Here is a 15,502-nt window from a genome sequence, read left to right on the forward strand (position 1 = left end):
ACTCCGGGTTTATGTCAGCCGTTAAACGGTGAGGTGTTGTCGAGTACGGCCTGAATCACGTTCAGTGCGCCCTGATGATTGTTGTCATCGGTCTGGTAGCGGGCAATTGCTTTAATGCTGTCGGCGGCATTAGCCATGGCAAAGGAATAGTGTGCCATTTTCAGCATTTCCGCATCGTTGCCGCTATCACCAATGGCAACTACATTCTGCGGTGACAGGTTCCAGCGTTTAAGCAGGCGGCTGATACCGTTGGCTTTATGTAAACCTGGGATTATCAGATCGATAAAGCCAAACCCGCTGGTCACCGGCTTCATGATACCGTCGAGGGCTGTATGCAAATGGTCAATAACCAACGGGATTTGCCCATCAGGTAAATTCAGTGAGAACTTGAACAGCACATCATCGATGTCCTGAAAGTCCTTAACCGGTTTCAGACGATGGTAGTGTTTTGACATCAGCGCCACAAACGCCTCCGGGGCATTTTCGCTGATGTAGGCGCTTTGCAGTCCGCAGGCGACAAAATTCAGCTGCTTATCCTTCAATAACTCGCCGATGATAATACGGGATTCGTGGCGGGTAAGCTCACCATGAAAAAGTTGTTTGCCGTGTTCATACACCAGCGCGCCGTTCTCTGCGACAAAAGAGATTTCGTCTTTGAGTTCAGGGAAAAAGGAGATCAACTGGTAATACTGGTTGCCGCTGGCCACGACAAATTCAATATCTCGTTTTTTCAATTGCTGATACTGCGCCATAAATCGCTGGCGATCGTACTGCTTGGCATCGTCGAGAAAAGTGCCGTCCATGTCGGTGACGATAACGTTGATGGTCATATATGCTCCTGGCTTTCACTGCAACCAGAAACATTCTAATAACAATGTGACCTGTAGCACAAATTTAATTTCGAATGAAAGTTTCCCCGTCGTCTATTACAGCACAGTTGTAGGCCGGATAAGCGTCAGCGCCATCCGGCATTGAGGCGGTATCGCTGCCGGATAGCGACGCGAAAACGTCTTATCCGGCCTACGGGAAATTACAGCATATGCTCTGTTCGGGCGATGATATCGTCCTGCGCATCCGGAGACAGGGCAGTGAAGAAGGCGGAGTAGCCAGCTACACGCACCACCAGGTCACGGTACTGATCTGGGTGTTTTTTCGCTTCCAGCAGCGTTTCACGAGAGACGATGTTGTACTGAATATGCCAGCCTTTGTGCTCTTCAAAGAAGGTACGCAGCAGGATCATTAACTTCTGCTTATCGGACTCATTTTCCAGTGTAGCCGGATTCAGCTTCTGGTTTAACAGCACCCCGCCGAGGATCGCGCCGGTCGGCAACTTGCCCACTGAGCCAATCACCGCCGTTGGACCGAGATGGTCGGTACCGGAGGCCGGGCTGGCGCCTTCTGCCAGTGGGGTATGCGCTTTACGGCCATCCGGCGTTGCCATTGTTGCCGCGCCAAACGGTACGTTTGCCGAGATGGAGGAAGTTCCGGCGTAATAGTTACCACCGATCGGACCGCGACCGTAACGCGGATTATGATATTGCTTCAGTTCGTCGATATAGGTCTGGTAAGCGCGGGCCAGCAGGGTGTCGACGCTGTCATCATCGTTACCGTACTTCGGTGCGCCGTTGATCAGACGCTGGCGTAATTGTTCATGCGTGAGGCCTGCAAAGTCATCTGCCAGGGCTGCCGCCAGCTGCTGCTGACCGATAACACCCTGATCGAAGACCAGCTTTTTCACGGCAGCCAGACTGTTGCCAAGGTTAGCAATCCCGACCTGCAAACCGGATACCCAGTCATATTTTGCGCCGCCCTGTTTAATGCTCTTCGCCCGCTCAATGCAATCATCCACCAGCGCAGAGCACAGGATGTCGTGGACGTTTTCTTCCAGCATGGTATCAACCACATACTCAATCTCGATGGATTTACGCGTGTAGTAGCGGATCTGCGTATCCCAGGCGGTCATCACCTCGTCGAAGTTGTGGAAGTTACCTGCAGAGAGCGCCTTTTCCTGCGGCAGGAACACCTTACCGCTGGTGGCATCGCGACCACCTTCCAGCGCGGCCAGCATCACACGGGCAAAGTTAATAAAGCTCATGCCGGTGCAGCGGTAACCCCATTTCCCGCCCACGGCGGTTTCGATGCAGCCAATGGCTGCGTAGTCGTAGGCATCTTGCGGCTCAATACCCAGCTTAATGAATTCCGGGATAACAATTTCATCGTTGTTAAACGCCGGCATGCCAAAGCCGCAGCGAATGACCTGCACGCAGGCATCAAGGAAATCGTTACTCATCCCGGCATGATAACGCACGCTGAGGTTCGGCTGGGTTGAACGCAGACGACCGCAGGACTCCAGAATGGCATAGGAGAGCGGATTGACCGCGTCCATTGGCTGGCCGTTAACCAGATTCTGACCACCGATAGTGACGTTTTGATACAGCGGGCTGCCCGCGGATGCCTTCGAGTGGGAGCCGGAGCGGATTTTGTTCACTTCCAGCAGCTTCAACCAGCAGCTGTGCAGCAGCTCAATGGCGTGCTCGCGGTCTAGCGTCTGGTTCAGCTCCACGTCGCGACGATAGAACGGGTAGAGATACTGGTCCATGCGGCCAAACGACACCGAGTGCCCGTTCGATTCGATTTGCAGGATAAGCTGGATGAAATAGCACAGTTGCAGTGCCTGCCAGAAGGTTTTTGGCGGTTCGTGGGCGATGACATCGCAGTTTTCTGCCATTGCCAGCAGCTCATCGCGACGGCTTTCACGGGTTTCAGTTGCTGCCATTTTACGTGCCAGGCTGGCGAAACGTTCGATATGCAGGCTGACGGCATCCAGTACGATATCAATGGCTTTCAGGAACTGATCGCCATGGAGATCGTCCAGGCAGGTCAGGTTAATGCGCGAACGACGCTCGTCGACTTTATGACGCAGACCATCAAGGCCTTTTTCCAGCAGTAGCGGGAAGTTCACCGCCAGGTGCGCATCGCCGGAAGTCATGTTGCCTTCGGCTTTGATGATGCCGGTTTCCAGCAGACCTTTTTGTTCGTCGGTAAACATGCCGTAGCAGCGATCCTGTACGGTCTGACCGCGCCACCACGGGCAGATTTCATGCAGTACGTGCTTGTTCTCTTCGCTGACCGCAAAGCCGGCTCCTGGTCGGTCGGCCAAATCGTCGATCTCTTTTTCAATCCACGATACGGTGTATTCCGGGAAGATTGGTGCGGCGCGGACTTCGCTTGCCTGATTACCGATAATCAACTCGTCATGTTTGATCCAGATAGTCCGTTCCGCCAGATGATGCGCCAGCGCCAGCGCGCGGCGTACCGGGATCGGTTTGTCCAGATGCTGCTGATACATCTCGGTATAGTGCTGGGCGCGCTCGGTACATACCGGCGGCTTCACAATGTGGATCAGGGCTGTTTTGTGTGCGTTGATGCGGTCGCTGAGTGTATCCAGTTTCAGTGTGGTCATGGCGGTTATCCTCGTAGGGTCGCGGTTAAACCTTTATGGCTGGCATACTGCTGGGCAAATTCGAGCAGTGCAGGCGCATCCAGCGGTTTGTCCGGGGCGTTGTAGGGTTGGCTGAGTAAGTGGTATTTGTTGATGCCCAAGGTGTGGTAGGGCAAAAAATGAATCTCACCGACGTGAAGTTTATCGGCGGCAAAATCGGTAATGGCTTTAATGGCTTCTTCGTTGGCATTGAAGCCCTGAATCAGCGGCACGCGAATAATCATTTTTTTTCCGGCAGCGGCCAGTTTTTTCAGATTCTCCAGCACGCGAGCGGCGTTGCCGTCAGTCCACTGCTTAAACGGCACATCGGCGATGTGTTTTAAATCGGCAAGAAATAGATCGATGTACGCTAATGAAGGTTCAATGTACTTCCACGGTACGTGCAGGCAGGTTTCGACCGCAGTATGAATACCCGCTTCATGGCTGGCTTTGAACAACGCCGCAGCCAGCTCCGGCTGCATAAATGGCTCACCGCCGGATAGCGTTACCCCACCACCGCTGCGATCGTAGAAGGGTTTATCGCGCAGCACGGTGGACATTATCTCCTCTATGCTTTTTACTTCACCACAGACGGTAAGCGCCTGGGTCGGGCAGCAGTGGGTCAGTGCGGTGAGCGACTTATCGGTCAATTTTTCACGATGAATAAGCAGGCCGTTGAGGGCGCGCTGAATGACGTCAGGCGCAGCCTGAACACACAGGTCACAGCCCTCCAGACACAGACGCGCGTCATACAGCAGATCCTGCGTACGGGCACGACTCTCTGGGTTCTGGCACCAGCGACAACCCAGAGAGCATCCCTTAAGGAAGACTACCGTGCGGATACCGGGACCATCGTGGGTGGAATAGCGCTGGATATTGAAAATCATAAGCGGCCTCTCTTCTTTCGTATAAAGATTAAATTACTTTCGAATGAAAGTTATATTGACGTGAGTCAACTAACCGCGCGGTTTCGTCGTGCTACCGTTGATTCATGCTAACGATCAGTTTTGAGGAACGGTTATGGAACTCTATTTAGATACGTCTGATGTGGATGCGGTGAAAACCCTGGCGCGTATTTTTCCGCTGGCAGGTGTCACCACAAACCCGAGTATTGTGGCGGCAGGTAGAAAGGCGCTGGAGGTGTTACTCCCGGAACTGCATGACGCGATTGGCGGGCAGGGGCGTTTGTTTGCTCAGGTGATGGCAACGACCGCTGAGGGCATGGTCAGCGACGCGCATAAACTGCGGGCAATGATTCCCGATATCGTGGTGAAGGTACCGGTGACCGCAGAAGGGCTGGCGGCGATTAAGCTGCTGAAGAAAGAGGGGATCCCAACGCTGGGCACCGCGGTTTACAGTGCAGCACAGGGGCTGTTAGCTGCGCTGGCAGGGGCCGAATACATTGCGCCGTATGTTAACCGCGTGGATGCGCAGGGCGGGGATGGTATTCAGACGGTGGTTGATTTACAGAACTTACTGAAAATGCACGCGCCGCACGCCAAAGTACTGGCTGCCAGTTTTAAAACCCCGCGTCAGGCGCTGGACTGCCTGTTAGCTGGCTGTGAAGCCATTACGCTGCCGCTGGATGTGGCGCAGCAGCTAATTAGCTCCCCGGCCGTGGATGCCGCCATGGCGAAATTTGCGCACGACTGGCAGAGCGCATTTGGACGTACGTCGATCTGATGCTGTTGCCGGGTGGCGCTAACGCTTACCCGGCCTACGTTCGAGCCGTTGTAGGTCGGGTAAGGCGAAGCTGCCACCCGACTTTTTTACCGACTACAAACCTCACACCCCGGGTTGCGCATCAGCTTCATCTCCCGGAACTGGCAGGTCATCGCATCGTACATCACGATTTTACCGCTTGCCGGTTTACCGAAGTTTGCCAGTAACTTGATGGCTTCCATCGCTTGCAGCGACCCGATCACGCCAATCAGCGGTGACATCACGCCGGCCTCCACGCAGGTTAAGGCGTTTTCACCGAACAGGCGGCTCAAACAGCGGTAGCAGGCTTCACCTTCCTGATACGTAAAGACGGTGATTTGTCCTTCCATACGAATGGCCGCACCGGACACTAGTGGCACTTTTGCCGTAAAGCAGGCGGCGTTCAGCTGATTGCGCACGGCGACGTTATCGGTGCAATCCAGCACCAGGTCATGCTCTACAACCAACGCATGCATCGCAGCATCGTCAAGCAGCGCATTCACCGGTGTGAGGGTGATATGTGGATTAATCCGCGCCAGCGCATCGCGTGCCGATTCCACTTTTGGCTGCCCGACGGTCGCGTCGCTATGCAACGTCTGTCGCTGAAGATTGGAAACCGACACGGTATCAAAGTCGAGCAGGGTTAAATGCCCGATGCCTGCGCCCGCCAGATACTGAGTTGCGGCGCAGCCAAGTCCTCCGAGTCCTACGACCAGCACCCGCGCTTCTTTTAACGCTTCCTGACCGTCAAAGTCGAAGCCGCGCAGGATGATTTGCCGGTTATAACGCAGCATCTCCTGGTCGCTGAGTTCTGCCATTACAGGCCTCCAAACAGCGCGTTAAATGGCTCGACGTCTACCCATTCTCCGGCTTCAACGTTGCCGCGATCGCGTTCCAGAACGATAAAGCAGTTGCCAAGGCTAAAAGAGCTGAAAATATGCGAGCCCTGATGACCCGTGGTGGTGACCTCCAGTTCGCCGTCAGCCGTACGCTGCAATACGCCGCGCTGGAAATCCAGACGGCCAGGCGTTTTCTTCAGGCGTGATGCGGTCCGTACGCGCTGGCGTGGGGGTAATCCGCTGGCGGTATTTCCGCTCAGTTTTGCCAGCAGCGGTTGCACCAGTTGATAGAAGGTGAGGGCTGCAGAGACTGGGTTACCTGGCAGGCCACAAAACCAGCTGTTGCTCAGTTTACCGAACGCGAACGGTTTACCCGGCTTAATCGCCAGTTTCCAGAAGGCAATTTCGCCGAGTTCTTCGAGAATGGTTTTGGTGTAGTCCGCTTCCCCGACCGATACACCGCCGGAGCTTATCACCACATCGGCCTGACTGTCGGCTTCGATAAACGCCGCGCGCAGGGCGTGAGGATCGTCGCGGATAATACCTAAGTTGATGACCTCACAGCCCAGCTGTTGCAGCATCAGGTGTACGGCCAGGCGGTTGGTGTCATAAATCTGGCCGTCACCCAGCGGTTGGCCTGGCAGCTGTAGCTCATCACCGGTAGAAAATAGCGCCACGCGCACTTTACGCACAACCTGCACATCGGCAATACCGAGCGAGGCCAGCACCGGGAGCTCAGCGGTTGTCAGACGCGTCCCTGCGGCAAACACCACCGCGCCGTGAGCAATATCTTCACCGCGCAGACGAATATTTTGTCCGGCGCGAACTTCTGCGGTAAAACGAATACCGTCATCAGTTTGTTCTGTTTGTTCCTGCATCACCACGGCTTCGCAGCCGGCGGGCACCGGTGCGCCGGTCATAATGCGGATGCAGGTTCCCGCAGGCCATTCCCCATGAAAAGGCTGACCGGCAAAGGCTTTACCTGCGACAGCAAGCGGCAGACCGGATTGCAAATCCGCTAAACGCACCGCGTAACCGTCCATTGCCGAGTTATCGAATCCTGGCACATCAATCGGTGAGACGACGTCGGTTGCCAGCACGCGACCAAAGCATTCCACCAGCGGCAGTGTTTCAACGGCGGTGAGTGGGGTAATCGACGACAGCATTTGTGAAAGTGCCGTTTCGAGCGGCATCAGTCCGGCGGTAAATTCCATGAGAAGACTCCTGCGAGGCAAAATCGAATCCGATCATTATGTCAGAAAACAGACGCAGACAGTATGCCACCTCAGTCTTAGGTGCAGGCCTTTATCTTTACATGACGTCTGCATCTTTCTATATTCGAAAATCGAATCAATAACTCACCGAAATTCTGCTATTTATAACCACGTTTCCTGCCACCTAAATGGACGATAAAAATGGGCAAAGCAGTCATTGCAATTCACGGCGGCGCTGGCGCAATCACCCGCGCGCAGCTGAGTCAGGAACAGGAATTGCGTTATATACAGTCATTGTCAGATATCGTTGAAGTAGGGCAACGAATGCTGGAGGCGGGCCAAACCGCGCTGGATGTGGTGACTGAAGCCGTACGCTTACTGGAAGAGTGTCCTCTGTTTAATGCCGGAATCGGCGCCGTATTTACCCGTGATGAAACCCATGAGCTGGATGCCTGCGTGATGGACGGAAATACGCTGCAGGCGGGCGCCGTCGCTGGCGTCAGCCACCTGCGTAACCCGATCCTCGCGGCCCGTTTGGTGCTGGAAAAAAGCCCGCACGTTATGATGATAGGCGAAGGGGCGGAGAATTTTGCCCATGCACAGGGCATGGATCGCGTGAGTGCGGATATTTTCTCGACGCCAGAGCGGTATGCTCAGCTACTGGCCGCACGTACAGCGGGGGAAACGGTGCTCGATCACGGCGGTACGCCGCTGGATGAGGGCAGCAAAATGGGCACCGTTGGCGCGGTGGCGCTGGATAAGTACGGTAATTTGGCGGCGGCGACCTCGACCGGTGGCATGACCAACAAACTGCCGGGGCGCGTCGGGGATAGCCCGTTAGTAGGTGCCGGTTGTTATGCCAATAATGCCAGCGTGGCGGTCTCGTGTACCGGAACCGGGGAAGTGTTTATACGCGCGCTGGCAGCATATGACATTGCCGCGCTGATGGATTATGGCGGGCTGAGCTTGTCAGAGGCCTGCGAACGCGTAGTCATGGAAAAATTACCGGCGCTCGGCGGTAGCGGCGGGCTTATTGCCGTCGATCATGAAGGTAACGTGGCCTTACCGTTTAACAGTGAAGGCATGTACCGTGCCTGGGGATACGCTGGCGATACGCCAACCACCGGTATTTACCGGGAGAAAGGAGATACCGTTGCCACACAGTGATGAGCTTGACGCCAACGATGTACTGGCGGTTAGCAATCTGAACATTGCGTTTGCGCAGGAGCAGAAGCGGGTCAGTGCGGTACGCAATTTGTCATTTCGCCTCAAGCGAGGGGAAACGCTGGCGATTGTTGGCGAGTCCGGTTCAGGAAAGTCGGTCACCGCGCTGTCACTGATGCGCCTGATTGAACAGGCGGGCGGAGAGGTGAGCTGCGATGAGATGTTGCTTCGGCGACGCAACCGGCAGGTGATTGAACTGGGCGAACAGAGCGCGTCGCAGATGCGCCATGTGCGTGGGGCGGATATCGCGATGATCTTCCAGGAGCCGATGACGTCGCTCAATCCGGTGTTCACCGTCGGCGAGCAAATAGCCGAGTCGATTCGTTTGCATCAGGGGGCTAGCCGTGAGGCGGCGATGGAAGAGGCCAAACGGATGCTCGACCAGGTGCGGATACCGGAGTCGAGGGCCATTTTATCGCGCTTTCCGCATCAGCTTTCTGGCGGTATGCGCCAGCGGGTCATGATTGCGATGGCGCTGTCGTGCCGTCCGGCGGTATTGATTGCCGATGAGCCGACCACCGCGCTGGATGTCACCATTCAGGCGCAGATCCTGCAGCTGATTAAAGTATTACAGCAGGACATGGCCATGGGGGTGATTTTTATCACCCACGATATGGGCGTGGTTGCCGATATTGCCGACCGCGTCCTGGTGATGTATCAGGGTGAAGCTGTAGAAACGGGCAGCGTGGAACAGATTTTTCACGCCCCGCAACATCCCTATACCAAAGCGCTGCTGGCTGCCGTGCCGCAGCTCGGGGCCATGAGCGGACATGAACTGCCGCGCCGTTTCCCGTTGATTTCGCTGCAGGACCCCGACCACCGTGAACCGCAGACTGAACAGGACACGGTGGTGGCGGGCGAGCCGATCCTGCAGGTGCGTAATCTGGTGACGCGTTTCCCGCTGCGCAGCGGCATTCTCAATCGCGTGACCCGCGAGGTGCACGCGGTGGAAAACGTCAGTTTTGATCTGTGGCCAGGCGAAACGCTCTCGCTGGTCGGGGAGTCCGGCTGTGGTAAATCTACTACCGGACGGGCGTTGTTGCGACTCGTGGAGTCTCAGCACGGGGAGATTACCTTTAACGGTCAGCGGATAGACACGCTGGCCAGCAGCAAGCTTCAGCCGCTCCGTCGGGATATTCAGTTTATTTTCCAGGATCCCTATGCGTCGCTCGACCCGCGTCAGACGGTAGGTTATTCCATTCTCGAGCCGCTGCGGGTGCACGGGCTACTGCAAGGGGACGCCGCGGCAAAACGGGTCGCCTGGCTGCTGGAGCGGGTGGGGCTACTCCCTGAACACGCCTGGCGCTATCCGCACGAGTTTTCCGGTGGCCAACGTCAGCGTATCTGTATTGCCCGGGCGCTGGCGCTCAATCCAAAAGTGATCATTGCCGATGAATCAGTTTCGGCGCTGGATGTCTCGATTCGTGGGCAGATTATTAATTTGTTGCTCGATCTCCAGCGGGAAATGGGCATCGCCTACCTGTTTATTTCTCACGATATGGCGGTGGTCGAACGTATCAGCCACCGTGTGGCGGTGATGTACCTGGGGCAGATTGTCGAGATTGGTCCCCGTCGGGCGGTGTTTGAAAATCCGCAGCATCCGTATACCCGCAAATTAATGGCGGCGGTTCCGGTTGCCGATCCCTCTCATCAGCGGCCGCAGCGGGTGCTGCTGTCGGATGATATCCCCAGCAATATCCGCAAACGCGGAGAAGAGATTTCCCCGGTGTCACTCCAGTTAGTGGGGCCAGGGCATTATGTTGCGCGTCCGCAGGTGGAAAATGCGCTTTCGCGTCTATAACAGGCAGGGTTCAGGAGAATAACATGAGACAAATTGTTGCTCGTAAATGGCTGGTTGCGCTGGGGGTTGCCTCTGCACTGGCTGCGTCCCCTGCCTGGTCGGCTAAAGACGTGGTGGTGGCGGTAGGGTCTAATTTTACTACGCTCGATCCCTATGACGCGAATGACACGCTGTCGCAGGCGGTGGCGAAGTCGTTTTATCAGGGGCTTTTCGGTCTTGATAAAGAGATGAAGCTGAAAAATGTGCTGGCAGAAAGCTATACCGTTTCCGATGACGGCTTAACCTATACCGTCAAACTGCGGCAGGGGGTGAAGTTTCAGGATGGCACCGATTTCAATGCAGAGGCGGTGAAAGCTAACCTTGAGCGAGCCAGCAATCCGGAAAATCATCTTAAACGCTATAACCTGTATAAAAATATCGCTAACACCGAGGCCGTTGATGCGACGACGGTGAAGATCACGCTGAAACAGCCGTTCTCGGCGTTTATTAATATCCTGGCGCACCCGGCAACGGCAATGATATCGCCGGCGGCGCTGAAGAAATACGGTAAAGATATCGGCTTCCATCCGGTGGGTACCGGGCCTTATCAGCTTGAAACCTGGAATCAGACCGATTTTGTGAAGGTGAAAAAGTTCGCTGGTTACTGGCAGCAGGGCCTGCCGAAGCTTGATACGATTACCTGGCGTCCGGTGACCGACAATAACACCCGTGCGGCGATGTTGCAGACCGGCGAGGCACAATTTGCCTTCCCGATCCCTTACGAGCAGGCCGCATTACTGGCGAAGAACAAAAACCTGGAACTGGTTGCCAGTCCGTCGATCATGCAGCGTTATATCAGCATGAACGTGACGCAAAAACCGTTTGATAATCCGAAGGTGCGTGAGGCGCTGAACTATGCCATTAACCGCCAGGCGTTGGTAAAAGTGGCATTTGCCGGTTACGCCACACCGGCGACCGGCGTGCTGCCGCCCGCGATAGCCTACGCGCAAAGCTATACGCCGTGGCCTTACGATCCGGCGAAAGCCCGTGAGTTGCTGAAAGAGGCGGGTTATCCCAACGGCTTTACCACCACGCTGTGGTCATCGCATAATCACAGCACCGCGCAGAAAGTGCTGCAATTTACCCAGCAGCAGTTAGCGCAGGTCGGCGTGAAGGCGCAGGTGACGGCGATGGATGCCGGACAGCGGGCGGCAGAAGTTGAAGGTAAGGCGCAGAAAGAGAGCGGGGTACGGATGTTCTACACCGGCTGGTCGGCGTCGACGGGCGAAGCTGACTGGGCATTATCACCGCTGTTTGCTTCGCAAAACTGGCCGCCAACGTTGTTTAATACGGCGTTTTACAGTAACAAGCAGGTGGACAGCGATTTAGCCGCGGCACTGCAAACGAACGATCCGAGCGAAAAAGCGCGATTGTACAAAGATGCACAGGATATCATCTGGAAAGAGTCGCCGTGGATCCCGCTGGTGGTGGAGAAACTGATCTCTGCGCACAGTACCAAGTTGACCGGATTCTGGATTATGCCGGACACCGGATTTAGTTTTGATGATGCGGATTTGCAATAAGCTATTCATTCGGCCCCTGAACAGCGGGGGCCGCCGAAGGGAGTCTGATGCTTAATTATGTTTTCAAGCGCCTGCTGGGGTTGATTCCAACGCTACTTATCGTCGCGGTGCTGGTGTTTTTATTTGTTCATTTGCTGCCTGGCGATCCGGCCCGGTTGATTGCCGGACCGGAGGCCGACGCTGAGGTGATTGAGCTGGTGCGCCAGCAGTTGGGTCTGGACCAGCCTCTGCATGTTCAGTTCTGGCATTACATGACGAACGTGTTGCAAGGTGACTTTGGCACCTCGATGGTGTCGCGTCGTCCGGTTGCTGAAGAGATTGCCAGCCGCTTTATGCCTTCATTCTGGTTGACGATTGCCAGCATGACGTGGGCGGTCTTGTTTGGCATGACGGCAGGGATCATCGCCGCCGTATGGCGAAATCGCTGGCCGGACAGGTTGAGTATGACCCTTGCGGTCACCGGGATCTCCTTCCCGGCGTTTGCCCTCGGCATGCTGTTAATGCAGATTTTTTCCGTGGAGCTCGGCTGGTTACCCACCGTGGGCGCGGATTCCTGGCAGCATTATATCCTGCCCTCTATCACGCTGGGCGCTGCGGTGGCAGCGGTATTGGCGCGTTTTACCCGCGCCTCGTTTGTCGATGTGCTCAGCGAAGATTACATGCGCACCGCGCGGGCAAAAGGGGTGAGTGAAACCTGGGTGGTGTTAAAACACGGTTTGCGTAACGCGATGATCCCGGTCGTCACGATGATGGGGCTGCAGTTTGGCTTTTTGCTTGGTGGCTCCATTGTGGTTGAGAAAGTCTTTAACTGGCCAGGGCTCGGACGATTGTTGGTGGACTCGGTTGAAATGCGAGACTACCCGGTGATTCAGGCCGAGGTGCTGTTATTTTCTCTGGAGTTTATTCTTATTAACTTAGTGGTGGATGTGCTCTATGCCGCCATTAATCCGGCTATCAGGTACAAGTAAGGATGCGATTTTTTAACTGGCGCCGACAGGCGATTTTAAATGCAATGCCGCTCGTTAAGCCTGAACAGATCCGCACGCCGTGGCACGAGTTCTGGCGGCGTTTTCGTCGCCAGCGTGTGGCGATGATCGCCGGGTTATTCGTGCTGGCCTTGATCCTGGTGGCGATATTTGCCCGTTGGTTGACGCCGTTTGATGCCGAGAATTACTTCGACTATGACCGCCTCAATGATGGGCCGTCGATGTTGCACTGGTTTGGCGTCGATTCGCTGGGGCGGGATATTTTTAGCCGCGTGCTGGTTGGCGCGCAAATTTCGCTGGCGGCAGGGGTGTTTGCCGTATTTATTGGCGCGGCCATAGGTACGGTGTTGGGTCTGCTGGCAGGTTATTACGAAGGCTGGTGGGATCGGTTGATTATGCGTATCTGCGATGTGCTATTCGCTTTTCCGGGTATTCTGCTGGCGATAGCGGTGGTGGCGGTGCTCGGCAGCGGCATTGCTAACGTGATAATTGCCGTCGCTATCTTCTCCATTCCAGCCTTTGCGCGACTGGTGCGTGGGAATACGTTGGTGCTCAAACAGCAGACGTTTATTGAGTCGGCGCGCAGCATTGGCGCCAGCGATACGACCATTATCTTCAACCATATTTTGCCGGGGACGGTCTCGTCGATCGTGGTCTTTTTTACCATGCGCATCGGGACGTCGATCATCTCCGCCGCGAGTTTGTCGTTCCTGGGATTGGGTGCTCAGCCACCGACGCCGGAGTGGGGCGCGATGCTCAACGAAGCGCGGGCGGATATGGTGATTGCTCCACACGTGGCGATATTCCCGGCGGTGGCAATATTCCTGACGGTGCTGGCGTTTAACTTATTGGGTGATGGCCTGCGCGACGCGCTGGACCCGAAGATTAAAGGATAAACAGTAGGCCGGAGGACGGCATAAATGCCTTATCCGGCCTACTGTTAGGTGACGATGAGTTAAACGCGGCTGCCCCACAGATCGTATTCGTCTGCGTTTTCGACTTTCACGCGGATGATATCGCCAGGCTTCACGTTGGTTTCGCCATTCATATACACCGCGCCGTCGATTTCCGGGGCGTCTGCCATGCTGCGACCAATCGCGCCTTCTTCGTCAACTTCATCGACGATGACCAGAATTTCGCGGCCGACTTTCTCCTGCAAGCGTTCAGCAGAGATCTGCTGCTGCAATTGCATAAAGCGGTTCCAGCGTTCTTCTTTCACCTCTTCCGGGATTTGATCCGGCAGCTCATTGGCCCCCGCACCTTCTACCGGGCTGTATTTAAAGCAGCCGACGCGATCCAGACGCGCTTCTTTCAGGAAATCGAGCAGCATCTGGAAGTCTTCTTCGGTTTCACCCGGGAAGCCGACGATAAACGTTGAACGCAGGGTCAGTTCAGGGCAGATTTCACGCCACTGCTTAATACGCGCTAACTGGCGGTCTACCGAACCTGGGCGCTTCATCAGCTTAAGAATACGCGGGCTGGCGTGCTGCAGCGGGATGTCCAGATACGGCAGGATTTTGCCTTCCGCCATCAGCGGGATGACATCATCGACGTGCGGGTACGGATAGACGTAATGCAGACGAGTCCAGATACCCAGTTTCGACAGCTGCTCGCACAGATCAACCATGCTGGTTTTCACTGGCTCACCGTTATGGAAGCCGGTGCGGTGCTTCACATCCACGCCGTAAGCGGAGGTATCCTGGGAGATAACCAGAATCTCTTTGACGCCCGCATCAACCAGGCGCTTGGCCTCGCTGAGTACCTCGCCGATGGGACGGCTGACCAAATCGCCGCGCATGGACGGAATGATGCAGAACGTGCAGCGGTGATTGCACCCTTCAGAGATCTTCAGATAGGCGTAATGACGCGGCGTCAGCTTGACGCCCTGCTCAGGAACCAGGCTCTGGAACGGGTTATGTTTTGGTTTTGGCACGTAATGGTGAACGTGTTCCAGAACCTGCTCGTAACTGTGCGGTCCGGTGATTTCCAGCACCTTCGGGTGAACTTCACGGATCTGATCGACTTTCGCGCCCAGACAGCCGGTGACAATCACCTTGCCGTTCTCGTTCAGCGCTTCGCCAATCACTTCCAGTGATTCTTGTACCGCGCTGTCGATAAAGCCGCAGGTGTTAACGATAACCATATCCGCGTCGTCGTAATTCGGCACCACGTCATAACCTTCGGTACGAAGTTCAGTCAGGATGCGCTCAGAATCAACGAGGTTTTTCGGACAACCTAGTGAAATAAAACCAATTTTTGCCATTTTCTTATACTGTACATTGCTCGTAATCGGGGGATTATACAGATGCCATCGCGTGACATCTATCTCTGATGTTCATAAGTCGGACGCTCTAAATGGGGAGTGCCGGTAATTGGCTTATCGGCAGGAGCAAGGTATTTAGAGAGTCTAATTCCGGCTTTAAGTGTCACTTCTTGGCTATAGAGAAGAAGTCTTCTAAATTTAATATGTCGAGCGTTATTCATGAGGTTAAATTTGAAAGATATTGCTTTGCAGTCAAAACTTAAAATGGCGAGAACCCTTTATGCTAATGGCGTGAGCTTGTATTATATTTCGCTCGCCACTGGTTTAAGCTGGCGCTTATTAATGAATGAATTTCATTCTATTACTCGTCATGAAGTGAGTCCGCAAAAGAATCAACGCTCATAAATTTATTTGTGTTTTATTTTTATTTT

General features: G+C 54.9%; 12 protein-coding genes. 6 read left to right on the plus strand and 6 right to left on the minus strand.

All coding sequences use genetic code 11. The features are described from left to right. Positions 1-14: 14 nt before the first annotated feature. The 3 genes from FDX01_RS19900 to FDX01_RS19910 form a co-directional block, all read right to left on the minus strand. A complete protein-coding gene (locus tag FDX01_RS19900) occupies positions 15-830 on the minus strand; it encodes a Cof-type HAD-IIB family hydrolase (RefSeq protein ID WP_115258981.1) in 816 nt (271 codons plus the stop codon). A 200-nt stretch (positions 831-1,030) separates the two neighbouring features. Further along, complete coding sequence (locus tag FDX01_RS19905) at positions 1,031-3,463, minus strand: formate C-acetyltransferase/glycerol dehydratase family glycyl radical enzyme (protein ID WP_137400339.1); 2,433 nt, start codon at positions 3,461-3,463, stop codon at positions 1,031-1,033. A gap of 5 nt (positions 3,464-3,468) precedes the next feature. Then, positions 3,469-4,368 carry a glycyl-radical enzyme activating protein gene (locus tag FDX01_RS19910; RefSeq protein ID WP_137400340.1) on the minus strand — a complete coding sequence of 300 codons (900 nt, stop codon included), beginning with the start codon at positions 4,366-4,368 and terminating at the stop codon, positions 3,469-3,471. A 133-nt stretch (positions 4,369-4,501) separates the two neighbouring features. Here FDX01_RS19910 and fsa point away from each other — a divergent pair, with 133 nt between their 5' ends. Beyond that, positions 4,502-5,164 (plus strand): fructose-6-phosphate aldolase, encoded by a 663-nt coding sequence (gene fsa / locus FDX01_RS19915; protein WP_117341685.1) that lies wholly within the window; start codon positions 4,502-4,504, stop codon positions 5,162-5,164. Positions 5,165-5,250: 86 nt separating this feature from the next. Here fsa and moeB read toward each other — a convergent pair whose 3' ends face one another. Together moeB and moeA are read right to left on the minus strand one after the other, a co-directional pair. Continuing rightward, positions 5,251-6,000 carry a molybdopterin-synthase adenylyltransferase MoeB gene (gene moeB, locus FDX01_RS19920; protein WP_096757738.1) on the minus strand — a complete coding sequence of 250 codons (750 nt, stop codon included), beginning with the start codon at positions 5,998-6,000 and terminating at the stop codon, positions 5,251-5,253. Then, positions 6,000-7,235, minus strand: coding sequence for a molybdopterin molybdotransferase MoeA (moeA, locus tag FDX01_RS19925; RefSeq protein WP_137400341.1), 1,236 nt, complete (start codon positions 7,233-7,235; stop codon positions 6,000-6,002). Before moeA ends, moeB begins: the two co-directional genes overlap by 1 nt. A gap of 201 nt (positions 7,236-7,436) precedes the next feature. Here moeA and iaaA point away from each other — a divergent pair, with 201 nt between their 5' ends. From iaaA to gsiD, 5 genes are read left to right on the plus strand one after another with little or no spacing between them, the layout of a single operon-like run. Beyond that, on the plus strand, positions 7,437-8,402 hold the full coding sequence (iaaA, locus tag FDX01_RS19930; protein ID WP_137400342.1) for a beta-aspartyl-peptidase: 966 nt from the start codon (positions 7,437-7,439) through the stop codon (positions 8,400-8,402). Then, positions 8,389-10,260 carry a glutathione ABC transporter ATP-binding protein GsiA gene (gsiA, locus tag FDX01_RS19935; protein ID WP_115258974.1) on the plus strand — a complete coding sequence of 624 codons (1,872 nt, stop codon included), beginning with the start codon at positions 8,389-8,391 and terminating at the stop codon, positions 10,258-10,260. The genes iaaA and gsiA overlap by 14 nt, the downstream gene beginning before the upstream one ends. A 23-nt stretch (positions 10,261-10,283) precedes the next feature. Further along, a complete protein-coding gene (gene gsiB / locus FDX01_RS19940; protein WP_096757733.1) occupies positions 10,284-11,822 on the plus strand; it encodes a glutathione ABC transporter substrate-binding protein GsiB in 1,539 nt (512 codons plus the stop codon). A gap of 47 nt (positions 11,823-11,869) precedes the next feature. Beyond that, complete coding sequence (gsiC, locus tag FDX01_RS19945; protein WP_137400343.1) at positions 11,870-12,790, plus strand: glutathione ABC transporter permease GsiC; 921 nt, start codon at positions 11,870-11,872, stop codon at positions 12,788-12,790. 2 nt (positions 12,791-12,792) lie between these two features. Then, entirely contained in the window at positions 12,793-13,704 is a 912-nt protein-coding gene (gene gsiD, locus FDX01_RS19950) for a glutathione ABC transporter permease GsiD (protein ID WP_096757731.1), read from the plus strand. Between the two features lie 59 nt (positions 13,705-13,763). On the opposite strand, the gene rimO is transcribed toward gsiD, so the two are convergent. Continuing rightward, positions 13,764-15,071: a 30S ribosomal protein S12 methylthiotransferase RimO gene (gene rimO, locus FDX01_RS19955; protein WP_137400344.1), complete on the minus strand. Its 1,308-nt coding sequence runs from the start codon at positions 15,069-15,071 to the stop codon at positions 13,764-13,766. Positions 15,072-15,502: the final 431 nt, after the last annotated feature.

The organism is Citrobacter sp. wls613, from assembly GCF_005281195.1.
GTDB lineage: Bacteria > Pseudomonadota > Gammaproteobacteria > Enterobacterales > Enterobacteriaceae > Citrobacter > Citrobacter gillenii.